The sequence below is a fragment of the Rhizobium leguminosarum genome (assembly GCF_004123835.1).
GTDB lineage: Bacteria > Pseudomonadota > Alphaproteobacteria > Rhizobiales > Rhizobiaceae > Rhizobium > Rhizobium leguminosarum_M.
Window position 1 is genome coordinate 1,445,904 of record NZ_MZMU01000003.1, and the last position, 24,501, is coordinate 1,470,404.

At 60.9% G+C, this 24,501-nt stretch carries 24 protein-coding genes; 11 read left to right on the top strand and 13 right to left on the bottom strand.

Annotation, left to right across the window (positions count from 1 at the left end; translation table 11 throughout):
* Window positions 1-39: 39 nt before the first annotated feature.
* The gene (locus tag B5P46_RS10990; protein ID WP_129418672.1) at window positions 40-1,206 is read right to left on the bottom strand and encodes a serine hydrolase domain-containing protein; all 1,167 of its coding nucleotides are present in this window, start codon (window positions 1,204-1,206) and stop codon (window positions 40-42) included.
* A gap of 66 nt (window positions 1,207-1,272) precedes the next feature.
* On the opposite strand from B5P46_RS10990, the gene B5P46_RS10995 reads away from it, so the two are divergent.
* Window positions 1,273-1,914, top strand: a complete 642-nt coding sequence (locus B5P46_RS10995; RefSeq protein ID WP_129418673.1) for a TetR/AcrR family transcriptional regulator — start codon at window positions 1,273-1,275, stop codon at window positions 1,912-1,914.
* 58 nt (window positions 1,915-1,972) lie between these two features.
* On the opposite strand, the gene B5P46_RS11000 is transcribed toward B5P46_RS10995, so the two are convergent.
* Window positions 1,973-3,160: a hypothetical protein gene (locus B5P46_RS11000; RefSeq protein ID WP_129418674.1), complete on the bottom strand. Its 1,188-nt coding sequence runs from the start codon at window positions 3,158-3,160 to the stop codon at window positions 1,973-1,975.
* A 235-nt stretch (window positions 3,161-3,395) separates the two neighbouring features.
* Between B5P46_RS11000 and parC the strand changes: the two genes are divergently transcribed.
* Together parC and B5P46_RS11010 are read left to right on the top strand one after the other, a co-directional pair.
* Window positions 3,396-5,651, top strand: coding sequence for a DNA topoisomerase IV subunit A (gene parC / locus B5P46_RS11005; RefSeq protein WP_129418675.1), 2,256 nt, complete (start codon window positions 3,396-3,398; stop codon window positions 5,649-5,651).
* Window positions 5,652-5,913: 262 nt separating this feature from the next.
* Complete coding sequence (locus B5P46_RS11010; protein ID WP_129418676.1) at window positions 5,914-6,372, top strand: SRPBCC family protein; 459 nt, start codon at window positions 5,914-5,916, stop codon at window positions 6,370-6,372.
* Here the strand turns inward: B5P46_RS11010 and B5P46_RS11015 are convergent.
* From B5P46_RS11015 to hemB, 6 genes are all read right to left on the bottom strand, one after another.
* Complete coding sequence (locus tag B5P46_RS11015; RefSeq protein WP_129418677.1) at window positions 6,356-6,751, bottom strand: type II toxin-antitoxin system death-on-curing family toxin; 396 nt, start codon at window positions 6,749-6,751, stop codon at window positions 6,356-6,358. The two genes, B5P46_RS11010 and B5P46_RS11015, sit on opposite strands and share 17 nt — an antisense overlap.
* Complete coding sequence (locus B5P46_RS11020) at window positions 6,751-6,972, bottom strand: AbrB/MazE/SpoVT family DNA-binding domain-containing protein (protein WP_129418678.1); 222 nt, start codon at window positions 6,970-6,972, stop codon at window positions 6,751-6,753. Before B5P46_RS11020 ends, B5P46_RS11015 begins: the two co-directional genes overlap by 1 nt.
* Before the next feature lie 59 nt (window positions 6,973-7,031).
* Entirely contained in the window at window positions 7,032-7,913 is an 882-nt protein-coding gene (locus B5P46_RS11025) for a DMT family transporter (RefSeq protein ID WP_129418679.1), read from the bottom strand.
* Between the two features lies 1 nt (window position 7,914).
* Complete coding sequence (locus B5P46_RS11030; RefSeq protein WP_129418680.1) at window positions 7,915-8,691, bottom strand: arginyltransferase; 777 nt, start codon at window positions 8,689-8,691, stop codon at window positions 7,915-7,917.
* Between the two features lie 205 nt (window positions 8,692-8,896).
* Window positions 8,897-9,355, bottom strand: coding sequence for an RDD family protein (locus B5P46_RS11035; RefSeq protein WP_003547150.1), 459 nt, complete (start codon window positions 9,353-9,355; stop codon window positions 8,897-8,899).
* Window positions 9,356-9,456: 101 nt separating this feature from the next.
* Window positions 9,457-10,470 carry a porphobilinogen synthase gene (gene hemB, locus B5P46_RS11040; RefSeq protein WP_062940718.1) on the bottom strand — a complete coding sequence of 338 codons (1,014 nt, stop codon included), beginning with the start codon at window positions 10,468-10,470 and terminating at the stop codon, window positions 9,457-9,459.
* A 233-nt stretch (window positions 10,471-10,703) separates the two neighbouring features.
* Here hemB and B5P46_RS11045 point away from each other — a divergent pair, with 233 nt between their 5' ends.
* From B5P46_RS11045 to B5P46_RS11075, 7 genes are all read left to right on the top strand, one after another.
* Window positions 10,704-11,141, top strand: coding sequence for a DUF6163 family protein (locus B5P46_RS11045; RefSeq protein WP_129418681.1), 438 nt, complete (start codon window positions 10,704-10,706; stop codon window positions 11,139-11,141).
* 128 nt (window positions 11,142-11,269) lie between these two features.
* A complete protein-coding gene (gene ldtR, locus B5P46_RS11050; RefSeq protein WP_003547156.1) occupies window positions 11,270-11,785 on the top strand; it encodes a transcriptional regulator LdtR in 516 nt (171 codons plus the stop codon).
* A 444-nt stretch (window positions 11,786-12,229) separates the two neighbouring features.
* Complete coding sequence (locus tag B5P46_RS11055; protein WP_077976188.1) at window positions 12,230-13,531, top strand: L,D-transpeptidase family protein; 1,302 nt, start codon at window positions 12,230-12,232, stop codon at window positions 13,529-13,531.
* 218 nt (window positions 13,532-13,749) lie between these two features.
* Entirely contained in the window at window positions 13,750-15,048 is a 1,299-nt protein-coding gene (gene glyA / locus B5P46_RS11060) for a serine hydroxymethyltransferase (RefSeq protein ID WP_129418682.1), read from the top strand.
* 9 nt (window positions 15,049-15,057) lie between these two features.
* Window positions 15,058-15,534 (top strand): transcriptional regulator NrdR, encoded by a 477-nt coding sequence (gene nrdR, locus B5P46_RS11065; RefSeq protein ID WP_003547190.1) that lies wholly within the window; start codon window positions 15,058-15,060, stop codon window positions 15,532-15,534.
* A gap of 3 nt (window positions 15,535-15,537) precedes the next feature.
* A complete protein-coding gene (gene ribD, locus B5P46_RS11070) occupies window positions 15,538-16,899 on the top strand; it encodes a bifunctional diaminohydroxyphosphoribosylaminopyrimidine deaminase/5-amino-6-(5-phosphoribosylamino)uracil reductase RibD (protein ID WP_129418683.1) in 1,362 nt (453 codons plus the stop codon).
* The gene (locus tag B5P46_RS11075) at window positions 16,899-17,510 is read left to right on the top strand and encodes a riboflavin synthase (RefSeq protein WP_129418684.1); all 612 of its coding nucleotides are present in this window, start codon (window positions 16,899-16,901) and stop codon (window positions 17,508-17,510) included. The genes ribD and B5P46_RS11075 overlap by 1 nt, the downstream gene beginning before the upstream one ends.
* 115 nt (window positions 17,511-17,625) lie before the next feature.
* Here the strand turns inward: B5P46_RS11075 and rfbA are convergent, their stop codons facing one another.
* The 5 genes from rfbA to B5P46_RS11100 are packed head-to-tail and all read right to left on the bottom strand — an operon-like array spanning window position 17,626 to window position 23,038.
* Window positions 17,626-18,495 (bottom strand): glucose-1-phosphate thymidylyltransferase RfbA, encoded by an 870-nt coding sequence (gene rfbA / locus B5P46_RS11080; protein WP_129418685.1) that lies wholly within the window; start codon window positions 18,493-18,495, stop codon window positions 17,626-17,628.
* A 10-nt stretch (window positions 18,496-18,505) separates the two neighbouring features.
* The gene (rfbD, locus tag B5P46_RS11085; RefSeq protein ID WP_129418686.1) at window positions 18,506-19,393 is read right to left on the bottom strand and encodes a dTDP-4-dehydrorhamnose reductase; all 888 of its coding nucleotides are present in this window, start codon (window positions 19,391-19,393) and stop codon (window positions 18,506-18,508) included.
* A 3-nt stretch (window positions 19,394-19,396) separates the two neighbouring features.
* Complete coding sequence (gene rfbB / locus B5P46_RS11090; protein WP_129418687.1) at window positions 19,397-20,452, bottom strand: dTDP-glucose 4,6-dehydratase; 1,056 nt, start codon at window positions 20,450-20,452, stop codon at window positions 19,397-19,399.
* 6 nt (window positions 20,453-20,458) lie between these two features.
* The gene (gene rfbC / locus B5P46_RS11095; protein WP_129418688.1) at window positions 20,459-21,037 is read right to left on the bottom strand and encodes a dTDP-4-dehydrorhamnose 3,5-epimerase; all 579 of its coding nucleotides are present in this window, start codon (window positions 21,035-21,037) and stop codon (window positions 20,459-20,461) included.
* A 24-nt stretch (window positions 21,038-21,061) separates the two neighbouring features.
* Window positions 21,062-23,038: a glycosyltransferase family 1 protein gene (locus tag B5P46_RS11100; protein WP_129418885.1), complete on the bottom strand. Its 1,977-nt coding sequence runs from the start codon at window positions 23,036-23,038 to the stop codon at window positions 21,062-21,064.
* Between the two features lie 200 nt (window positions 23,039-23,238).
* Here B5P46_RS11100 and B5P46_RS11105 point away from each other — a divergent pair, with 200 nt between their 5' ends.
* Window positions 23,239-24,348, top strand: coding sequence for a DegT/DnrJ/EryC1/StrS family aminotransferase (locus B5P46_RS11105; RefSeq protein WP_129418689.1), 1,110 nt, complete (start codon window positions 23,239-23,241; stop codon window positions 24,346-24,348).
* Window positions 24,349-24,501 lie beyond the last annotated feature (153 nt).

Below are 24,501 nucleotides of genomic sequence, written 5' to 3' on the forward strand. Positions count from 1 at the left end.
GCCCGGCAAATCGCCGGGCTTTTCATTTTGTTCGGTCGCTCACAATGACGCGTAGATCGCCTCGCGAAGATCGACCGTGAACTTGCCCCACATGCCTTCCAGCGTCGTGTTGGTCAGCGCAACGACGGTCAGCCCGTTGACCGGGTCGATGAACCAGCTATGGCCGTAGACGCCGCCCCATTTCAACGTACCCTTGGGGAAAGGGACGCCTGCCTCGGCCGGATTGGTGATGACTGACCAGCCGAAGCCAAAGCCGGAGCCGGGTTCGTGCTGCTGGCGGTGGCCGTCGGCCTGGTCCGTCGTCATCATCCCTGCGGTTTCGGTCAAGAGCAGCGGTGCGCCGCCCCTACGGATGGTTTCGAGTATGGCGAGGATATCACCCGCCGTTCCCGCCATGCCGGCGCCGCCGGAATGATAGGAGGCGGGGTCGAAGATGCGGTTCGGCGCGAAGCGGATGGGACCCATCAGCGACATCACCAGCGCAGTCTCGCCCATCAGCGCCGGTTCCGGTGAAGCGTTCATATAGGCCGCTGCCAGCCGGCTGCGATCGCGAACCGAAAAGGCGGTATCGGCAAGGCCAAGCGGTTTCGTCACCAGATCGGCGACGGCCTCGCCCAGCGGCACGCCGGTTTCCGCCTCGATGACGCCGCCCAGAACATCCATGGCGACGGAATATTGCCAGTCGCTGCCCGGCGCGAAGCGCAGTGGCGCGCTGGCGATCCGACGCAGGTTCTCGGCCAGCGGCAGTCCCGGTTCGTCGAGGCCGTCGGAAACGCCGGCGCGGGCATAAGAACCGTCCTCTTCGAAGAAGCTGTAGCTGAGGCCGGACGTATGGGTCAGCAGGTGGCGAATGCGAATGATTGCTTCGCTGCCATCAGGCTTCCTCGGTCGGAAGTCCGGCAGCCACCTCGTCACCGGGTCGTCGAGCCCGATTCTTCCCTGCTCGACGAGCCGCATCGCGGCGATGGTGACGATCGGCTTGGTGATGGAGGCAAGTCTGAAAATAGTGTCCTCGCGCATCGGCAGACCGCTTTCGCGGTCGGCAAGGCCGGCGGCGCGGCGATGGACGATCTCTCCGTCACGGGCGATAAGCACCACCGTTCCCACAAGCCGTTTGTCGTCGAGAGCACTTGTGATGGCCGCATCGACTGCAGCTGCAAGCGATGAATTCCTGTCGGCGTCTGCCATTTCGAGGGGAAGACTCATCAGATTAAACCTTCTATAATCACAATGACCGTTCCTGAATATAGAAAGCCGCTTCGAATTTATAGAGTGATCATTGTGAAAAATACTACGGACATGAAAAATTCTACCTCCCGCCGACGCGGCCGACCGCCGGCTTTCGACCGCGAGACCGTGCTGTCGGCGGCGCGCGAGACCTTCTGGGCGCATGGATATGAGGGCGCCTCGATCGCCGATCTCACCGCCGCCATGGGCATCACACCGCAAAGCCTCTATGCCGCCTTCAACTCGAAGGCCGATCTTTATCGCGCGGCGCTGGAGCAATATCGCGGGCTGGGCGCCGATACGTTTTCCGCGCTCAGCGAGCCGATCGACACCGTCTCCGCATTCGAGCGCATATTGCGGGGCTCGGCCGCGATTTTCTCGGCTCCGGAGCATCCGAAAGGCTGCATGATCTCGACGGCTGTGCTGAACTGCGCCAGCGAGAACGCCGTGATCGCCGACCATGTTGCGGCGCTGCGTCGTCGGTCGCTGGATGCTTTCGCGGCAAGGATCGAGCGTGGCATCCGCGAGGGCGACATCAAGACCGGGACGAATGCTCGCGCGCTGGCGCGGTTTCTTGGCGCCATCATCCAGGGAATGTCGGTGCAGGCGAGGGACGGTGCATCGCTAGAGGAATTGCTTGACCTCGCAGCCCTCGCCATCGCCGAGGTCGGCCGCCACCGCGCCTGAAAACGAAAAGGCCCGGCAGTTCACGACTGCCGGGCCCCTTATCGCAAGATCAAAGCGATCAGTCGTTGGCGGTAACCTTGACGCCAAGCACTTGCGGCAGCGTGTTTGGAGCGCCCATGGCGGCGCCCACGATCGTCGGGAACGGCACCGGCTTTTCGGGAGCGGCCTTGACGGTCAGGCTCTTCGGATCGTCGAGGAAGGTGTTGACGGCAGCCGAAACGGCGTTCTGCAGTTCCGGAATATTGAGCTGCGCCAGCATGATCGGGGTCATCGCCTTCAGCGAATCCGCCATCTGCTTGCCGGAAATGTTCTGCTGTGCGCCGGCATAATCGAGCGCGCGCTTGGTGATCGAGGCATCTTCGAAACGCACCTGCGCGGCCTCAAAGGACAGCTGCTGCATCAGGCCGAGCATGGCAAGACCGAGCGCCTGCTGCGATTCTTCCTTGTTCGGGTTGGCTTCGGATTGCTTCATCGCATCCTGCAGCGACTTCACGAAGGCCATCGTGTAGCCCGAGATCTTGAAGCCGAGGTTCAGCTTGCCGATGTTGGTGAAGTCGAAGGCGAATTCCGAAATGTCGATCGTGCCGGGGGCGAGTTCCCAGGCGCCCTTCATGGTGATGTCGCCCTGGACGTGCTGCAGGGCCAGCTTCTCGATCGCGTCCTTGCTCTGCGGATCCTCGGCTTTGCTGAGGTCGGCCTTCATGCTTTTGAAGGCGCCGTCGAAATCGAAGCCGGATTCGTCTTCGCGCAGCGTCAGGTTGACGTCGCTTTCGAGCACCGAGAACAATTCCGCCCCATCCTTGACCACCTTCAGTGGTCCGGTATGGGCAGTTTCGTAGAGCATCATGGTATCGAGCGTATCGCCGCCCGGCGTTGCCGGGATCGAGATGCCGCCGAGCGTCAGCTCCTGCGCGGTGACCGTGACGCCGTCTTTCGTGGTGTTTATATCGGGGAAGGCAGCCTCTTCGATGTAATAGCCGCCGTCCTCGTCTTCTTCGACGCCGGAAAGGGTGACTTCGCCAACGGCCAGGCTTTCGCCGCCGGCCGATTTGACGCTGACATTCTTCAGCGTCGCGGTCGTGCCGTCGATATCGACGCTGTCAGCCGAAATCGTTCCGCCCTGTGCGGCATAGGCGGCATTGAGCTTCTTCAGCAGATCGGCGCCGTCGAGAGCGAAAGCCGAGCCCGCAAGCGAGAAAAAGGCTGCGCTCGACAGCATCAGCCGCGTTGTCCGGTAAAAGTTCATGGGGTGATTCCTCTGGTGGCGTGGTGGCGGTTGGAAATCTGCAGTGACGCTACTACGGATTGGGCCTGCTTTATATTTGCCGACCTCTAAATTTTTGTTGAGAGGAACGGCAAACGAAGTCCAAATTGGGGCGGAGCGTTTGTCTCATCCTTTGATGTCGGTCCCAAGACTTCATCCACAGCTGCAATGGCCCCGATTCCTTGCCCGCCGGCCTCTTCTGAGCTAGTCAGAACCTATGGGACAAGAGATTTTGCCGCCTTCAGGCGGAGACGACGATCACATCCAGCCGGTCGACCTCAAGGCGGCGCTCGAGCAGCGCTATCTCGCCTATGCGCTGTCGACCATCATGCACCGCGCTTTGCCTGACGTGCGCGACGGGCTGAAGCCTGTCCATCGCCGCATCGTCTATGCGATGAACGAGATGGGGCTGAGGCCGAATACAGCCTTCAGGAAATGCGCCAAGATCGTCGGCGAAGTGATGGGTAACTACCATCCGCACGGCGACCAGTCGATCTACGATGCGCTTGCTCGTCTCGCCCAGGATTTCTCGCAGCGCTACACGCTGGTCAACGGCCAGGGCAATTTCGGCAATATCGACGGCGATAGCCCCGCCGCCATGCGTTACACCGAATCGAAGATGACGGCGGTCTCGGAACTGCTGCTCGAAGGCATCGATCAGGATGCCGTCGATTTCCGTGATACTTACGACGAATCGAATACCGAGCCGGTCGTCCTTCCGGGCGCCTTCCCGAACCTGCTCGCCAACGGCTCCTCCGGCATCGCCGTCGGCATGGCAACCTCGATCCCGTCGCACAATGCCCACGAGCTATGCGACGCCGCCCTGCATCTGATCAAACATCCCGATGCGACCGTCGAAAAGCTGGTCGAATTCATTCCCGGCCCGGATTTCCCCACCGGCGGCATCATCATCGACAACCGCGACAGCATCATCGAGAGCTACCGCACCGGGCGCGGCGGTTTCCGCGTGCGGGCGAAATGGCAGACGGAAGATCTCGGCCGCGGCGGTTACCAGATCGTCATCACCGAAATTCCCTTCCAGGTGCAGAAATCGCGGCTGATCGAGAAGATCGCCGAACTGCTGATCGCCCGCAAGCTGCCGCTGCTGGAAGATATCCGCGACGAATCGGCCGAAGACATTCGTGTCGTGCTCGTGCCGAAGACCCGCAGCGTCGATCCGACGATCCTGATGGAATCGATGTTCAAGCTGACGGAGCTGGAAAGCCGCTTCCCGCTCAACATGAACGTGCTCTCCATGGGCCGCATCCCGCGGGTCATGGCGCTGAACGAGGTGTTGAAGGAGTGGCTGGACCACCGCCGCGAAGTTCTGCAGCGCCGCTCGCGCTTCCGCCTGGCGGCGATCGACAGACGCCTCGAAATCCTCAGCGGCCTGCTGGTCGCCTACCTCAACATCGATGAGGTCATCCGCATCATCCGCGAGGAGGACGAGCCGAAGCCTGTGATGATGGCGCGCTGGGATCTCACCGACAATCAGGTCGAAGCGATCCTCAATATGCGGTTGCGCGCCTTGCGCAAGCTGGAAGAGTTCGAGATCCGTAAGGAATTCGACGAACTCACCAAGGAGAAGGGCGAGATCGAGGCACTGCTTTCCTCCGACGACAAGCAGTGGCAGACGGTCGCCTGGGAAATCGGCGAAGTGAAGAAGAAATTCGCCAAGGCGACCGAAGTCGGCCGCCGCCGCACCCAGTTTGCCGACGCGCCCGAGACCGACGAGGAAGCAATCCAGCAGGCAATGATCGAGAAGGAACCGATCACCGTCGTCATTTCCGAAAAGGGCTGGATCCGCGCATTGAAGGGCCATATCGCCGATACGGCGACGCTGACCTTCAAGGAAGGCGACGGCTTGAAGATCGCCTTCCCGGCGCAGACGACGGACAAGATCCTGATCGTTACGACAGGCGGCAAGGCCTTCACGCTCGGCGGCGACAAACTACCGGGCGGTCGCGGTCACGGCGAGCCGCTTCGCATCATCGTCGATATGGATAACGACCAGGCGGTGCTGACCGCTTTCGTCCATGATCCCTCGCGCAAGCAACTGATCGTCTCGACCGCCGGCAACGGCTTCGTCGTTCCGGAGGCCGAGCTGGTCGCCAATACGCGCAAGGGCAAGCAGATCATGAATGTCGGGCTGCCCGAGGAAACGCAGCTGCTCGTGCCCGTCAGCGGCGACCATGTCGCCGTCGTCGGCGAAAACCGCAAGCTGCTGGTCTTCCCGCTGGCGCAGGTGCCGGAAATGTCGCGCGGCAAGGGCGTGCGTCTGCAGCGCTACAAGGATGGCGGCATTTCCGACGTCCGCTGCTTCGCGATATCAGACGGCCTTGTCTGGGAGGACAGCGCCGGCCGCACGTTCACGAAGAACAAGGACGAGCTTGCCGAATGGCTGGCCGACCGCGCCACCGCCGGCCGCACCGTGCCCAAGGGCTTCCCGCGCAGCGGCAAATTCGCCGGCTGAGGTGTGACAACGCTGTGCGTCTTTTCAGACGCGCAATGCACGTTGTAAAACTTGGAGTTGCTGCATCGTTTCATCCATAAATCGATTTCGATATAAGGATAAAATGATGCAGTAAATTCCGCTGCCGCGTCTTGGCGGAGGCGACAACTCCTCTATCTCAAAGATGTTAGCAAAAATATGAGCAGGCCGACCCCGGAGGCGGACGGAATGGCCGCAGGCCGTGCACGGGAGGAGTGTGCGCGCCACTACCGGAGGAAAATCGATGCCCGCGAGCACCATAAAATTGCATGTCAGCCACACCTACAAAGTGCCGCCTGCTGTCGTCTACGACGCTTGGCTCAACCCTGAAATCGCGCGCCGCTTTCTGTTTGCGACGGATGACGGTCATGTCATCCGCGCCGATATCGATCCGCGTGTCGGCGGCCGTTTCTTCGTCGTCGACCGCCGCCCGACCGGCGACGCCTTTCACCAAGGCGTCTTCCTGGAATTGAAGCGCCCGCAGCGCATGGTCTTCAGCTTCTCCGTCGAGGAGCACGATCACAATTGCGACCGCGTCGAGATCAACATCGAGCCTCTCGGCGGCGGCAGCCGTTTGACGCTGACCCATGAAATGTGCGCCGAATGGGCCGAACACGAGGAAAAGACCCGGCAAGGCTGGGCGCATGTGGTCGAAGGTCTTGGCAGGGAACTGGAGCAGGAGCAGTTCAAGGCGACGGGTTAAGCGGTATGCTGAAATCTTGCAGGAAGCGGGTCGCACCTTCTTCGTCGATCTCGCCGGCGGCTACGGCAAGAACGAAAGCGTAGAGATTGGCATCGGTCGTTTCGATCTCGTAGCCGTTTTCCAGAAGGAACACGCCGGCGGTTACGATCGCGATGCGCTTGTTGCCGTCAACGAATGCGTGGTTGCGGGCAAGGCCGAAAAGATATGCGGCGGCGAGTTCGATGACGTCGTCGCAGCCGTAATTTGCCTTGTGCATCGGCCGGCCGAGAGCAGATTCCAGCGCGCCTTCGTCACGCAGTCCCGGGAGACCGCCGAAGCGCTCGATCTGCATTTTCTGCAGGCTCTCGACCAACGGTCTCGTCAGGAATTTGAAAGCCATTATTCGGCCAGCTTTTTCAAGGCGACCTTATACTTGTCCATGAAATATCGTGCCGCCTCGAGCTGACGAGACAAATCCTCATCGGCTGGCTTCAAAGTGATGCCGCCGTTTTCCAACTGCAATTCCAGTGAATCGCCGGTCTTCAATCCAAGACGGTCGAGGGTTTCCTTGGGGATGATAATACCCTCGGAATTGCCGATCTTGCGAATTGTGACGTTCATCGCTTCATCCTCTGTGTGGTAACGGCGTTATAACACGGTGGCGAAACGGCGACAATGTCCTAGCCTGCCATTTGAACGATGCTTTTCCTTCGCGCCATCCAGACCGAATGCGCTGCGATCGCCGCCACCAGGATGCCACCGCCGACCAGTGTCATCCTCGCCGGCGTTTCGGCAAAGATCAGCCAGACCCAGATCGGTGCAAGTACGGTTTCGAGCAGATAAAACATGCCGACTTCAGGCGCGGAAAGGTAACGCGGTCCGGTTGCCAAGCACCAGAAGGCAAGCGGCATCATCACCGCGCCGTTGAAGAGGATCCAGGCGGGATGCTCGATCGAAAAACCACCTGCCGGCATGACCGAGATCAGGCCGACCGCCGCCGGCAGCGCCGTCGAAAGCAGCGAGACGAAGCCCATCTCCCGGCGGGAGGCGCGGCTGATGGTGATGGCGGCGGCAATGATGAAGGCGGTCAGCAGCGCCATGATATCGCCGAAGAGATGGCCGCCCGAAAGCCCGTCCCGCACGATCAGGCCGACGCCGAAGATCATCGCTCCCATGGCGATCAGCGTTGCTAGCGCCGGCCGCTCCTTGAGGAAAATCCAGGAAAGAAGCGCGGCGAACATCGGATTGAAGGCGACGATGAAAACGACATTGGCCGTCGAGGTGTTGAAAACGGCGAGAAGGAAGATCACCGTCGTCAGCCCGTAAAGCAGGCCGGTGACGAGGCCCGGCCAGCCCGGCACGAGCACTGGCCATCGCCCCTTGGCAATCCTGAGCACGGTGGCGACCAGAAGCGTCACGATAAGGGTCGCGATGCTTCTCGCGGCCAGGATCGACCACAGCTCGCCGTCTGCAAGCCTTATCAGCGGGATATCCACGGAAAGCGCCAGTCCGCCGATCGCCGTCAGCAGCAGGCCCTTCCGATGGTCGGAAAGAGCAGTCATTTCAGTCGTGGGTGCTCTCGGGCATGGATGAGGGATCGAAGCGTTCCCAGCCGCGCGGGGTCAGATGCTCCTGCGGCTGATAGCGCGTCTTGTAGTCCATTTTCCGCGACCCTTGAACCCAGTAGCCGAGGTAGACATGCGGCAGTCCCAGCGCTTTTGTGCGCCTGACATGGTCGAGAATCATGAAGGTGCCGAGCGAACGCCGCTCAAGCGCCGGATTGAAATAGGAATAAACCATCGACAGCCCGTCGCTCATCGTGTCGGTGAGGGCGGCGGCAAGCAGCTCGCCCTTCGGACGCTGCTCCAGTCCCGAGCCTTCCTCACGCCGGCGGTATTCGATGATTCTCGTATTCACATGCGTGTCTTCCACCATGATGGCATAGTCGAGCACGGTCATGTCGGACATGCCGCCCTGCTGGTGGCGAAAATCGAGATAGCGTCGGAAGAGCGAATATTGCTCGCTGGAAGGCTGGGCTGCGAATTCGGTGGCGATGACGTCGGAATTGGCGGCAAGCACCCGTTTCATCGATTTCGTCGGCTCGAATTCCTGGGCGAGAATTCGCACGGAAACGCAGGCGCGACAGGATTCGCAGGCCGGGCGATAAGCGATGTTCTGCGAGCGGCGGAAACCACCCTGCGTCAGGATGTCGTTCATCTCGGCGGCGCGCGGGCCGACCAGATGGGTGAACACCTTGCGCTCCATCTCATGCGGCAGGTACGGACACGCAGCCGGGGCCGTCAGATAAAACTGCGGGGATGGCGTCGTCTGCGTATTCATTTGTCGCGGAAATTTCCTTGTCGAGACCGTGCCGTTTCCTGACAGCATGACCTAAGAATAAAAAACGTCAACAGCGGGGCGCTCTTCGCCCTTCATATCAGTCTTCTAATTTTAGATATGGAGCGCCGGCGCTCGTCGGCAAAGAGAAGGCGGAGACTTTATTTCGTCTCCGCCCGGGATTGCAGTTAGGGTTTCAGCCAAAGTCTCAGGCCGTGCGCACCGTCGCCGTGCCCACCAGCAGGTCGTGAACGAGACGGCTGCGTTCGATGAACAGGCCGGCAAGCAGGATGAGCGGCGTCAGCACCGAGTTGAGGATCCAGAACAGCGCCAGATGCACGATCGCTGTCATGAAATCCATCGGCCGTCCGTCGACGCGCACGATTGCGATCCCCATCGCGCGCATGCCGAGCGAGGCCTGGCTCGGTCCGCCCACCGTCAGGCCGAAGTAAATGCCGGCGACGATGACGAAGAGGGCAGGGTAGAGAAAGAAGCCGAGCCCCAACGTGACGATCGACAGGAAGAACAGCACAATCGCTGCGGGAATGCAGAGCAGCGCCACGATGACGTAGTCGAGAATGAAGGCGAAGACCCGGCGGCTCAACACGCCGCTATAGGCGCGCCAGTCCTCCGGTGCGGCATAAAGCGGATTGGGGTTGTAGCTCATCTCAATCTCCTGCGGAAAAACGATGCCGCTGATATGGTATCGGCAGGGCAAAATGCAATATTTGCCCTAGATTCGGATGATTTTGGGCCGGTTCGGCCCAATCACCGCTTTGCGAGAATTTTTGCCACTTCGACCGCGAAATAGGTGAGGACACCGTCGCATCCCGCCCGCTTGAACGACAGCAGCGTTTCGAGCATCGCCCGCTCGCCGTCGATCCAGCCATTCATCGCCGCCGCCTTGATCTGCGTATATTCGCCTGAAACCTGGTAGGCGAAGGTCGGCAACCCAAAGGCCTCCTTCATCCGCCAGCAGATATCGAGATAGGGCAGGCCGGGCTTGACCATCAGCATGTCGGCGCCTTCCTCGACGTCGAGGGCCGCGTCGCGGATCGCCTCGGTGCCGTTGGCGGGGTCGATATAATAGGTCTTCTTGTCGCCTTTCAGCAGCCCCCCAGTCGAGATCGCCTCGCGATAGGGACCGTAGAAGGCGGAGGCAAACTTCGTCGCATAGCTCATGATGCCGACGCTCTGGTGGCCGGCTGCATCCAGCGCCATGCGGATCGCGCCGATGCGTCCGTCCATCATCTCCGACGGCGCGATGATATCGGCGCCCGCATCCGCCTGCATCACGGCGGCGCGCGCCACCTGGTCGACCGTCTCGTCGTTGACGATCTCGCCGCCTCTGAGGATGCCGTCATGGCCGTGGCTGGTGAAAGGATCGAGCGCGACGTCGGTGATGATGCCGATATTAGGCACCGCCTTCTTGATCGCCGCCGTCGCCTGATTGATCAGGTTGTTGGCTTCGAGGCTGTTCGAGCCGGTCTCGTCGCGCAGTTCCATCTCGATATTCGGAAAGGTGGCGAGTGCGGGAATGCCGAGGCCCGCCGCTTCGCGCGCGGCTTCGACGGCCTTATCGATGCTCATCCGGTTGACGCCGGGCATGGCCGGGATCGGATCGACGATGCCCGAACCCGGCACGATGAAGATCGGCCAGATCAGGTCGTCGACCGTCAGCCGGTTCTCCTGCACCAGCCGGCGTGTCCAATCCGCCTTTCGGTTGCGCCGCATGCGGCGATGGCCGGTGATGTCGTCGACGAGATGAGTCCTGTCCTGCATGATATCTGTCCCTGGCCCATTCCATTTATCGGAGCGCTCATTATCATGGCGCCTGGAAAATCCAAACCGGACGATTGGCCGCGGCGGAAGAACCTCTGGCGCATGATGCCGATAATCGGAATCGATTTTTCGGGGGTATGCGCAAACTCAAAGTGATAAAGCGTTCTCCAGCGCGTCTTGTCAGACACGCAGCGTTCTTTATGAAGATGCAACCCCAAACCGATGTCTGCGCTATGGAAACCGAATCCCCGACGATACCGAAACGCACACTGGCGGATATCCTCTTCATTCTCTTCCTGAGACTGGTTGCCTTATCCTGCTTCTGGTTCGGCCTGCAATATTGGGCGATGCTCGTCGGCTATTCGCTGGTCGGCGCCGGCCGCTTCGATCTTTTGAGCCTGCCATGGAAAGTGGCGAGCACCAGCCTCGCCGTGCTCTTCCCCGTCGCCTCCCTCGGCCTCTGGCTGACCGTCTCCTGGGGGCCGGTCATCTGGGTGCTGGCCGCTGGCGGACAAATCCTCATGTATGGCCTGCTGCCGGATATTTTCGGCCCCAATCAGCTGATCATCCTGCTGCATGTCATCGTCGCCGCGGTCTACTTGATTTTCCGCCTGCTGCTCTGGCTGGAAAAGCGCCGGCATCGCCGCCAGGTAAGTGTTGATTTACCCTGAGACAACGTGGAGTTACCGGTAAGGCTCCGTTAAGCCTGCGGTTTAAGTCGAATTTTATATGTATTCGATAGGGTCTCACTCAAGGCGGGAAGAAAACACACCGCTAAACAAACAGTGAGGCAGTTAACATGAACACGAAAATCAAGCCGCAGGCGGTATCGACCTTCCGTGACCAGCAGGACCACGACATCCGTGATCTTTACATGGAATCCCTTCATCTCGTTGAACGTCTGCACCGTCGTCTTCTCGACGTCATCAAGGACGAATTCGACCGTCAGGGTCGCAGCGATGTCAACGCCATCCAGGCGCTGCTCCTTTTCAACATCGGCAATTCCGAGCTGACCGCCGGCGAGCTGCGCTCGCGTGGCTACTATCTCGGCTCCAACGTTTCCTACAACGTCAAGAAGCTGGTCGATCTCGGCTTCATCAACCACCAGCGCTCGCGCATCGACCGCCGCTCGGTCCGCATCAGCCTGACCGAGACCGGCCAGGACATCGCCGAAACGGTGGCCAAGCTCTACGAACGCCACATCGCCTCGATCGACAAGGTCGGCGGCATCGGCACCGACGAGTTCACGCAGATGAACAAACTGCTGCAGCGTCTGGACCGTTTCTGGAACGACCAGATCTTGTATCGCCTCTGAGACCCCTGACCTCCTTCCAGGGTTGACCAAAACCGGATGCGTCCCTGCGCGTCCGGTTTTGCCGTTTGTTCTCGCGTGGCATCTTTGCAACGCAGGGCGGGTCAAGCGTTCTCGCGTGTATTCAAGCCGTTTTTTAGCCGTTATTAACCGGCACGCTTTACCCCGTCATATGGTTCGTTGCGTCCTGTTTCCGGCAGTCGGCAAGTCCGTCTTCCGGCCGGCAACACGAATTGGCCATATTGGTGTGGCAGCGGAAGGCTTAACAACCGGCGCTTTCAATAGACCGATCAGGATGTTCAGGCTGCCGCGTCGCAATCTTGTGATGGGGCAAGCGGAATTTTTCGGTGCGCCGGAACAACGAATGGACTGGGATCTGCGTTAAAGCGCAGTGATATCGCAAAAGGCCGCAGATTCTCTTTATAGCGGCATTCAGTGGTTGGGACTATGTCGAAGAAAAACGGAATTGAAGCTCTCTCGCGCCGCGCCTTCCTTGCGTCTGCGGCAACGGTTGGCGCCGGCGCGCTTGCCGCGCCGGCATTCGCGCAATCGGCGCTCGATACGCTGATCAATGCGCCGCGCCGCGGCAACTGGGACGACCAGTTCGACGCCAAGGCGGCGTCGCGCACGGCAACCGCCATGGTTTCCAACACGCCGATCCTCGGGCCTCAATCGGTCGCAAGCGCCCAGCAGGCAATTATGCAGTATCAGCAGATCGCCGCAGCCGGCGGCTGGCCTGAGGTCAATCCCGGTGACCAGCGCCTGCAGCTCGGCGTCAGCTCTCCCGCCGTCCAGGCGCTGCGCCAGCGCCTTGCGATCACCGGCGATCTGCCGCGCGAGGCCGGCCTGTCCAACGCCTTCGATTCCTATGTCGACGGCGCCGTCAAGCGCTTCCAGGCGCGTCACGGCCTGCCGGCCGACGGCGTTCTCGGCGAATTCACGCTGAAGGCGATGAACATCCCCGCCGATGTCCGCCTGCAGCAGCTGAACACCAATGTCGTCCGTTTGCAGACCTTCCCTGAAGATTTGGGCCGCCGTCACTTGATGGTCAACATCCCGGCCGCCTATGTCGAGGCTGTTGAAGACGGCAGTGTCGCGACGCGCCACACCGCGGTTGTCGGCCGCTTGAGTCGCCCGACGCATCTCGTCAACTCGAAGATTTACGAGGTCATCCTCAATCCTTATTGGACTGCGCCGCGCTCGATCGTCGAGAAGGACATCATGCCGCTGATGCGCAAGGATCCGACCTATCTCGAAAAGAATGCCATTCGTCTGCTGGACGGCAAGGGCAATGAAGTCGCCCCCGAGACCATCGACTGGAACGGCGAGGCGCCGAACCTGATGTTCCGTCAGGACCCCGGCAAGACCAATGCCATGGCGTCGACGAAGATCAACTTCTACAACAAGAACGGCGAGTATATGCACGACACGCCGCAGCAGGGCCTGTTCAACAAGCTCATGCGCTTTGAATCGTCGGGCTGCGTCCGCGTTCAGAACGTGCGCGACCTGACGAACTGGCTGCTGCGCGAAACCCCCGGCTGGAACCGCCAGCAGATGGAGCAGGTGATCGCAACCGGCGTCAACACGCCGATCAAACTCGCTGCGGAAGTTCCGGTTTACTTCGTCTATATCTCTGCCTGGGGCATGCCCGACGGCATCGTCCAGTTCCGCGACGACATCTATCAGATGGACGGCAATGCCGAGCTGGCGCTCGACACCACGGCTGGCATGGAACAGCCGGTTCAGTAATAAGCGGCGACCTCTGCACCGTGATTGAAAACCGCGCTTTTCCGGCGCGGTTTTTTATGTCCGGAGAGGCACTCCCTGGTATGGGCGCCAGGCTTCGGCGTCGTACGACCGCAAAAGAGCGGGCGCGCGCGCTTTGCTCAGCAAATGTCGTTCTCCGTATTGCCCTCGCCACGGGGGAAGGCTAATACCTCAGCGCATTCCAGTTGAGGAGCCCGCCCATGACCAATGCTTCCACCGAATCCTTCTTCAATCGCTCGCTTGCGGACGTCGATCCGGACATTTTCGGCGCGATCGGAAAGGAACTCGGTCGCCAACGGCACGAGATCGAACTGATCGCTTCTGAGAACATCGTCTCCCGCGCCGTGCTGGAAGCCCAGGGCTCCATCATGACCAACAAATATGCCGAGGGTTATCCCGGCAAGCGTTATTACGGCGGCTGCCAGTTCGTCGATATTGCCGAGGAACTGGCGATCGAGCGCGCCAAGAAGCTGTTCGGCGTCAATTTCGCCAACGTCCAGCCGAATTCCGGTTCGCAGATGAACCAAGCCGTGTTCCTGGCGCTGCTGCAGCCCGGCGATACCTTCATGGGGCTCGACCTGAATTCGGGCGGCCACCTCACGCATGGTTCGCCGGTCAACATGTCCGGCAAGTGGTTCAACGTCGTCTCCTACGGCGTGCGCGAAGGTGACAACCTGCTCGACATGGATGAAGTCGCCCGCAAGGCCGAGGAAACCAAGCCGAAGCTCATCATCGCCGGCGGCACTGCCTATTCCCGTATCTGGGACTGGAAGCGCTTCCGCGAGATCGCCGACTCGGTTGGCGCCTACCTCATGGTCGACATGGCCCATATTGCCGGCCTTGTCGCCGGTGGCGTTCATCCGTCGCCGTTCCCGCATTGCCATGTCGCGACGACGACGACCCACAAGTCGTTGCGTGGCCCGCGCGGCGGCGTCATCCTCACCAATGACGAGGATCTGGCGAAGAAGTTCAATTCGGCTGTCTTCCCTGGTCTGCAGGGTGGCCCGCTGATGCACATCATCGCCGCCAAGGCCGTTGCCTTCGGCGAGGCGCTGCAGCCGGAATTCAAGGACTATGCGGCCCAGGTGGTCAAGAACGCCAAGGCTCTTGCCGAAACGCTGATATCGGGCGGCCTCGCCGTCGTCTCCGGCGGCACCGACAACCACCTGATGCTGGTCGACCTGCGCAAGAAGAATGCCACCGGCAAGCGCGCCGAGGCAGCGCTTGGCCGCGCCTACGTCACCTGCAACAAGAACGGCATCCCCTTCGATCCGGAAAAGCCTTTCGTCACCTCGGGTGTGCGCCTCGGCGCACCGGCCGGCACGACCCGCGGCTTCAAGGAAGCGGAATTCCGCGAGATCGGCAATCTTATCGTTGAGGTCCTCGACGGTCTGAAGGTCGCCAATTCCGATGAAGGCAACGCCGCAGTCGAAGCCGCCGTGCGCGGCAAGGTGGTCAGCCTCACCGACCGCTTCCCCATGTACGGCTACATGGGATAAGGAGTAGGGATGCGCTGCCCCTATTGCGGTTCGGAAGATACTCAGGTCAAGGATTCGCGCCCGGCGGAGGACAACACGTCCATCCGCCGGCGGCGCATCTGCCCGGATTGCGGCGGCCGCTTCACCACGTTCGAGCGTGTGCAACTGCGCGAGCTGATGGTCATCAAGAAGACCGGCCGCAAGGTGCCCTTCGACCGCGACAAGCTGGTGCGCTCCTTCGAGGTGGCGCTGCGCAAACGCCCGGTCGAGCGGGACCGCATCGAGCGCGCCGTCTCCGGCATCGTCCGCCGGCTTGAAAGCTCCGGCGAGACCGAGATCTCCTCCGAACAGATCGGCCTGCAGGTGCTGGAAGCCATGAAGAGCCTCGATGATGTCGGCTTCGTGCGCTACGCCTCGGTCTATCGGGATTTCTCGCTTGCCGAGGATTTCGAGAAGGTCATTTCCGAAATCAACGCCAAGATCGCCCGCGACCCGCTGGACAGGTGAGCCATGAGCATCACGCCGCATGACGAACGTTTCATGGCGGCTGCGATCCGCCTGTCGCGCTGGCATCTCGGCCGCACCGCCACCAACCCCTCCGTCGGCTGCCTGATCGTCAGGGACGGTGTCATCGTCGGCCGTGCGGTGACGGCGCTCAGTGGCCGCCCGCATGCCGAGACGCAGGCGCTCGCTGAAGCCGGCGCGCTCGCCCGTGGCGCCACTGCCTATGTGACGCTCGAACCCTGCTCGCATCACGGCAAGACACCGCCCTGCGCCGAGGCACTGATCGCCTACGGCGTTGCCCGCGTCGTCATCAGCGTCACCGATCCCGATCCGCGGGTCTCCGGCCGCGGCATCGCCATGCTGCGCGAAGCCTGCATAGAGGTGGATGCCGGCGTGCTGGAGGCGGAGGGCCGGCACTCGCTTGCCCCCTATCTCACCCGCCAGACGAAGGACCGGCCCTATGTGACTCTCAAACTTGCCGTTTCCGCCGATGGCATGATCGGCCGCGAGGGGGCAGGGCAGGTGGCGATAACAGGCCCGGAGGCCCGCGCCCAGGTGCAGGCGCTGCGTGCCGAAACCGATGCGATCCTGGTCGGCATAGGCACCGCGATTGCGGATGATCCGCTGCTGACGGTGCGGGTATCAGGTCTTGAATCGCAATCGCCGATCCGCATCGTGCTTGATCCCTCGCTGGCATTGCCGCTGACCAGCAAGCTGGTCGAGACGGCGCGGGAAGTGCCGGTCATCGTGGTGGCGAGCGAGGAAGTGTCGTTGTTGGAGGCGGAAGGTTTACCCCCCTCTGACCTGCCGGGCATCTCTCCCACAAGTGGGGAGATCGGCAAGAGGCGCGATCCGAATTCTCAAGCTGGCTCGTCATCACCAGCGACGGCAGATCTAGGACGGGGAGCAAGCCCCCAGCTAATCTCCCCCCCTGTGGGGGGTGAGGCGCGTGCCGGCGAAGCCGGAGCGATCGATCCAGTGGATCAATCGCAGCGCCGAACGCCCGGCAGGGCAGAGGGGGGTAACGCACCCGCAGACGCCACCGACATGGACTCCCGCCGTGCCGCGCTAGAAGCCGCCGGCGTCGAGGTGCTCTACTGCAATCCCTATCATCCGGAAGTCCTGTTGCCGGCACTCGCGACGCGCGGTATTTCCTCGCTTCTGGTCGAGGGCGGTGCAAAGACGGCGCGGCTTTTCCTCGAGGCTGGCCTCGTCGACCGCATCCAGCTTTATCGGGCGCCTGTTGTCATCGGCGAGGGCGGTATTGAATCCCCGCTTGATGCAACCGACATACCATCGGGTTTTGCCCATACGGGCACGCTGATGTTCGGCGAAGATCGCCTGGACGAATACGAAAGAGGGTTTTGATGTTCACCGGAATAGTCACCGATATCGGTACGATCGAATCCGTTTCGCCGTTGAAGGAGGGCATCAAGCTCCGCGTTGCGACGAGCTACGACCCGGCGACCATCGATATGGGCGCATCCATCTCTCACTCCGGCATCTGCCTCACCGTCACCGGCCTGCCGCAGGAAGGCAGCAATGGTCGCTGGTTCGAGGTCGAGGCCTGGGAAGAGGCGCTGCGGCTGACGACGATCGGCGCCTGGCAGGAGGGCAGCCGCATCAATCTCGAACGGTCGTTGAAGATCGGTGATGAACTCGGCGGCCACATCGTTTCCGGCCATGTCGACGGCAAGGCGGAAATCCTCTCGGTGACAGCAGAGGGCGACGCCACGCGCTACCGCCTGCGCGCGCCCGAACATCTGGCGAAATTCGTCGCCCCCAAGGGTTCGATCGCACTCGACGGCACCTCGCTGACGGTCAATGCGGTCGACCGCACGGATTTCGACGTGCTGCTCATCCGCCACACGCTCGAGGTCACCACCTGGGGCGATCGCAAGGCCGGCGATTTCGTCAATTTCGAAGTCGACACCATGGCGCGTTACGCCGCCCGGCTGGCGGAATTCCCGAGCACCTGAATCAAAAACCTATAACGGTTTCCAGGGTCACACCACGACTGGCATGCTGGGCGCGGAACAACATCAGGCGCTCGTCGACGCATCCAACTGCACGTCTGCGGCGCGGCCCAATAGCTCACCAATCCGGGGACAGCTTCGTCAGATACTGGCCGTAGGCGCTCTTGCCGAGTTTCTCTGCGAGCTTGGCGAGGTCGTTCTGCGAGATGTAACCCATGCGCCAGGCGACTTCTTCGGGGCAGGCGATCTTGAAGCCCTGGCGTTTCTCCAGCGTGCTGACAAAACCTGCGGCATCGTGCAGGCTGTCCGGCGTGCCGGTGTCGAGCCAGGCATAGCCCCGACCCATCAGCTCCACGAAAAGCTGGCCGCGCTCAAGATAGGTGCGGTTGACATCGGTGATTTCCAATTCACCGCGCGGAGACGGCTTCAGGTTGGCGGCGATATCGACCACCTGCTGGTCGTAGAAATAGAGGCCGGTCACGGCCCAGTTCGATTTTGGCTTCTTCGGCTTCTCCTCGATCGACAGGGCATTCATCTTTTTGTCAAAGCCGACAACGCCATAGCGTTCCGGATCGGTGACGTGATAGGCGAACACCGTTGCGCCTTCCCGCCGACTCGTGCCGGATTTCATGATTTCCGGCAGTCCGTGCCCGTAGAAGATGTTGTCGCCGAGAACGAGTGCCGAGCTGTCGCCGTGCAGGAAGTCGGCGCCGATGATGAAGGCCTGGGCGAGGCCGTCCGGGCTCGGCTGTACGGCATAGGTCAGCGAAATTCCCCATTGCGAGCCGTCGCCGAGAAGGCGCTTGAAGGCTTCGACGTCGTGAGGCGTGGTGATGATCAGCAACTCCCTGATGCCGGCGAGCATGAGCGTCGTCAGCGGATAGTAGATCATCGGCTTGTCGTAGACCGGCATCAACTGTTTCGAGACGGCCTGCGTAATCGGATGCAGACGCGTGCCCGTGCCGCCGGCGAGAATAATCCCCTTCATGCCTATCTCCCTAAAGACCTTTATTCAAAAGGTCTCGCATGACAATCTTCATAGACTGCTTCCACTCCGGCAGCCGGATTCCATATGTTCTGGCGAGCTTGTCGCCGTTGAGACGTGAATTGGCGGGACGCTTCGCCGGTGTCGGATAGTCCGCCGTCGGGATGCGCTCGACGCCGACGTTTCTGCTGCCGGATTTAGAAAACTCCGTGAGTATCTCTTCGGCGAAGTCCGCCCAGCTTGCTTCGCCGCTGCCGGTCAGGTGAAAGGTGCCGCGCAGCGATGGCGCAGGGTCCGCTACGATACGGGATGCGATCGCAAGAATCGCGTCGGCGATGTCGAGTGCCGAGGTCGGGCATCCTGTCTGATCGGCGACAACGCGAAGATGATCGCGCGTCTCGGAAAGCCGCAGCATCGTTTTCAGGAAATTGGTGCCAAAGGGCGAATAGACCCAGGCGGTGCGCAAGATGACGTGGTTCGGGTTCACCGCCGCGACGGCCTTCTCGCCCGCGAGCTTCGAACGCCCGTAGACGGAGATCGGCGCCGTCGCATCCTCTTCGCAATACGCGGAGGCCTTGTCGCCGCTGAAGACGTAGTCGGTCGAAATGTGGATGACCGGAGCCCCGATCCGCGCGGCAGCCTCGGCAACCGCCCCGGCGCCTGCTGCGTTGACGGAAAAAGCAAGCTCGGGTTCGCTCTCGGCCTTGTCGACCGCCGTATAGGCGGCGGCGGAGACGATCACATCCGGCCGCAGAGCCGAGAAGGCGGCTGCGATGCTTGCAGGATCCGCGAGGTCCATTTCCGGGCGCCCGACCGCGCTGATTTCGACGCCCATTTCGGCGCCACGTCTAAGCAGCGACTGAACGACCTGGCCCTGTTTGCCGGTGACGGCAATGCGCATCGCTTATCGTCCCTTGAAAACGCCGAGGCGTTCGCCGGAGTAGACGTTTTCGCGCAGCGGCCTCCACCACCATTCGTTTTCCAAGTACCAATGCACGGTCTTCTCGATGCCGGTTTCGAAAGTCTCTTGCGCCTTCCAGCCGAGTTCGCTTTCCAGTTTGGAGGCATCGATCGCATAGCGTGCGTCGTGTCCGGGGCGGTCCGTGACGTTGGTGATCAGACGTGCATGCGGTCCCTTGTCAATGTAGACGCCGTCGAGAATAGCGCAGATGCGATGAACGACATCGATGTTCCTGCGCTCATTGCGGCCGCCCACATTGTATTTTTCGCCGGGGCGCCCTCTGGATGCGATCGTCAATAGCGCGCGGGCGTGGTCTTCGACATAGAGCCAGTCGCGGACATTCGCGCCATTGCCGTAAACCGGAAGAGGCTTACCCTCCAGTGCGTTCAGGATCATTAGCGGAATGAGCTTTTCGGGGAAATGGAACGGGCCGTAGTTGTTGGAGCAATTGGAGACGACGACGGGCAGGCCGTAGGTTCGGTGCCAGGCGATCGCCAGATGGTCGCTGGCGGCCTTGGAGGCAGAGTAGGGCGAGGACGGATCGTAAGGTGTCGTCTCCTCGAAGAGGCCCTCGTCGCCGAGCGAGCCGTAGACCTCGTCCGTCGAGACATGCAGAAAGCGGAAGGCGCTCTTGCGGCGAGCGTCAAGCTCATCCCAATAGTGCCGTGCGGTATCCAGCAGGCTGAATGTGCCGACGATGTTGGTCTGAATAAAATCGGCCGCGCCCAAGATCGAGCGGTCGACATGGCTCTCGGCCGCGAGATGCATGACGATATCAGGGCGGAAGGACGCGAATGCTTCCTGCATCCCGGCGCGGTCGCAGATGTCGGCGCGCAGAAATTGATAGTTCGGCGCCGATTCGACGGATTTTAGTGACGCCAGATTGCCGGCATAGGTCAGCGTGTCGACATTCAGCACCTCGGCGCCGATCTCGCTGACGAGATGACGCACCAATGCCGATCCGATGAAGCCCGCTCCGCCCGTGACCAGGATGTGCATCGTCGATCAATCCTTGGGTTGCTGTGTTGAATAGGAAAAATGGCCTGGCAGATCGGCGAGCCGCGGCAGCGTCTTGTCCTTGTCGGACAATACCATGTCTCTCTCATTGAAGGGCCAGCGGATACCGATCGCCGGATCGTTCCACGCGATGCCCCGATCATGCTGCGGGCTGTAGGGTGCGGTTACCTTGTAGCTGATGATGCTGTTCGGCTCGAGCGTTGCGAATCCGTGTGCGAAACCGGCCGGTACCCACAGCTGCATGCCATTTTCCGGCGAGAGCTCCTGAGAGAGCCATTTGCCGAAGCTCGGTGATCCCTCGCGGATATCGACGACGACATCCATGATCCGGCCGGCAAGGCAGCGCACCAGCTTGCCCTGTGCGAAGGGTGGTATCTGGAAATGCAGCCCCCGGACGGTGCCGGTCTGCGCCGAAAGCGATTCATTGTCCTGGATGAACGTGACGTCGGCCACATTTTCCCGGAACCAGGCATCCTTGAATACCTCGGAGAAGTAGCCGCGGTGATCGCCGAAGCGTGGCGGCGTGATTGCAACGATGCCCTCGATGGCCGCGGTCTCAATGCGCATGACGTACCTTTTCTGCGGTCTTCATCAGGCGCCCGCCCTCATGACGCTCATCAGCATGTCCGCCTGCGAGCGGCTTCGCATGGCCGCAAGGCCTGTCGCGGCAATGGCATCGCGCTCGTCGGCATCTGCGATCAGTCTGTAGCAGCGCTCGATCATGTCGTCATAGGGCTCAATTGCCAAGCCGCCGATGAAGGGCTGAAGGTCTGGATCGCGGAGGTCGCCTTCCGTCAGCACGCAAACGCGATTGGCGAGCAGATAGGAAATGCGCACGATCTCGAAGACGCCGCTCGCATAATGATGGATGTTGATCACGATCTTGGCGCGGGCAATCGCCGCGTCGCGTTCCGCGCCATAGATGTTGAAGAGGTGCGCGACCTTGAGCCCGCCGTCCTTCAGCGTCTTCAGGATATGGTGGCGGCGTTCGTTCATCGAGCCGTAGAAGAGCACGTCGATATCTTTGACTGCGGCGTGCTGTATCTGGCTGAGGCAGCGGCTATAGCCGATTTCGAGCACGCCGGCGTGATCAACGCCCTTGGCGGCGAGATTCTCCCGGTTGCGCGGGCTGTAGTCGAGAACCGGAAGCGACTTCAGGATCGAGGTGTAGCGCGAATTGATCCAGATGCTTTCTTCGGACACCTGCTCGAGATTGATGACGACGCTGTCCTTCGGCAGATGGCTGACAATTTCGGCGGGGAGAAGATTGCCGCCATAGATGATCGGCGCACGGCCGGCGAATGCGTTCATGTCCCGGGTGATCGGTGCCGAGCCGCCGAGTTCCTCGAAGGCGCCCTGTAGGCCAAGCGCGACTTCGTCGAAGGCGTGGCTGTGATTGTAGTTGTCGGGCGTCACGATCCAGATGCAATGACGGTCCTTGTGTGCCTGCCATCCGCCGGCAAAGGGCTGCAACAGGTTGCGGAGCGGCTGCTCGATCTTCGGCGCGGCTGGCATAGCCGGCCTTTCCGTCCGCACCGGCTGCTGCGGTATCGGGGAAGCGCCTGACGCCGGCTGGGCATAGGCGCGCATCAATTCGCGGCCGCCGATAAATTGGCCGCGCGGCATCCAGCCGGGCGGATCATCAGCCCCCCAGATCAGGTGCGGCTGCTTGATGAGCGGCTGGCGGCCTTGCTGCCACGAGGTCAGGAGAGCCTGGTCACGGCTCCGCAGAAAAGCTTCCTTGGCGGCGAAGAGGCCATGCAGCATCCGGCCGAGGCGGACACCGAACTTCCATTCGAAATCGGCAACGGTCGGTACGAAGGCGGCGATCTTCAGTCCGGAGGCGGTAGCCTGCTGGACATAAAGTCCGAGCAGACGCTCGATCACGAAGGGGCGCATCTTCGCGTTGGCATCGCGTGAATAGTGAGCCGAACCGGCATAGGCGGCGCCCGCCGCGGTGCCGGCGCGCGCTTGGTTTTCCAGCGATTCGAGAATGCGTTCGCAAAAGGCGAAATACCCGGACCAGAATTTCCGGTTGCCGCAGAAATAGTTGCAGAACATGAAGGCAGTCTTGTCCTGCGGCGGCGCGATCGGATAGCCCAACTCCTGGATATGTAGAAAGATCGGCTCCATGCCGGGGTGACCGCCAAGCAGCGAATGTTCCCAGACGTTGCTGTAGATCGCCGCGTGGCCGATCAGCGGGTTGTAAAGATAGGCGTCCGCACCTTCTGCCCTGGCCTTTTCCGCCTCCGTGACAAAAGACGGAAAGCTCGTCACCGACTTCATCTCGAATTTACTGGAGAGCAGCCCCCAAAACACGTCGTCACCGAGGCCGATCGCCTCGTGATGCTGATGCAGGGTGAGGAAGAGCTCGTATTCGCGGGTCGTATCCTGCGTATTGAACGAGATGTCGAGCGGCATGGCAGCCGCATCGAGCTGGCTGCGCTGCGAAGGATCGAGATAAGGCTGATAGATAATGACGGATCCCGTGCCGGCAGCCTTCTCCGTGAGAAGCGCCAGATCAGGAAGACCGGCCGGCAGAGCGGAAATGGGCTGATTGATCGTCAAGGCATCGTCCTTCGTGCACATGGTCGCCGACTCCGTGATTCATGCAACGGCATTCGGGCTGGTTTGGGTGCCGACTATTGGACGTGAAGCTTGCGCCACACTGTTGGCGGGATTTTCGCTGGTCAGCCTGGGAACAGGTTAAGCCATGATGTTCGCACCAGGCCCGATTGCGCGATAGTGCCCAACCTCCGGACGGCGTCATGAAAAACGAAAAGATCTATGTAACGAAGCCCAGCCTGCCGCCGCTCGAAGAATTCATTCCTTCGCTGGAAGCAATCTGGAACAATCGCATCCTGACCAATGGCGGGCCATTCCACCAGCAACTGGAGCAGGAGCTCTGCAACCATCTCGGCGTGAAGCATATCAGCCTCTTTACCAACGCCACCGTCGCGTTGCTGACGGCGCTTCAGGCGCTCCGCGTCACGGGCGAAGTCATCACCACGCCTTATTCCTTCGTGGCCACTTCGCATTCGCTTCTCTGGAACGGCTTAAAGCCCGTCTTCGTCGACATCGACCCGGTGACGCTCAATCTCGATCCAGCGAAGATCGAGGCGGCGATCACGCAGCAGACAACGGCGATCATGCCGGTGCATTGCTACGGCCACCCTTGCGACGTCGATGCGATCCAGAAGATCGCCGATCTCTACAATCTCAAGGTCATCTATGACGCTGCCCATGCCTTCGGCGTGGAGGACGAGCGGGGAAGCGTTCTCAATCACGGCGACCTTGCCATCCTGAGCTTCCATGCGACAAAGGTTTTCAACACATTCGAAGGCGGGGCCATTGTCTGCCCGGATGTCAAGACGAAGACCCGCATCGACCAGCTGAAGAACTTCGGTTCCGTCGACGAAGTGACCGTGGTGGCGCCAGGCACGAACGGCAAGATGAGCGAGTTCAACGCTGCGCTCGGCCTGTTGCAGCTGAAATACATCAAGTTCGTACTCGAAAAGCGTGAGCTCATCGACCGTGCATACCGCGAGCGGCTCCGCGGCGTTGTGGGCATAGAATGCCTGGACCGTTCCGGCGAGACCGTCTCCAATTTCTCTTATTTCCCGATCCTCGTACGCCCTGGCTATCCCATTTCACGCGATGGGCTCTATGAATGGCTGAAAGAAAATAACATTCATCCGCGCCGCTATTTCTATCCGCTGATTTCAAGCTTCTCGATGTACCGCAGCCTGCCTTCCGCGCAGCCCTCGAATCTGCCGGTCGCAACCGAAGCCGCACAACAGGTGCTCTGCCTTCCCATCTATCCGGACATGGAGATGGAGATCGTCGACAAGGTCTGTGCGCTGATCGAGTCGGCTTAAAAAAAGGTATTTCGACTGTCATCTCGCACCGGAGATCGAAAGTATCTGCGGTGCGAGATCGTGCGCCAATAGGCCGGTCAGAGCATGATGCCGAAAAGTATAAGCGGTTTTCGGGCGACATCCTGTTCTAGCCGCCTCACTTGTCAGCAAAGA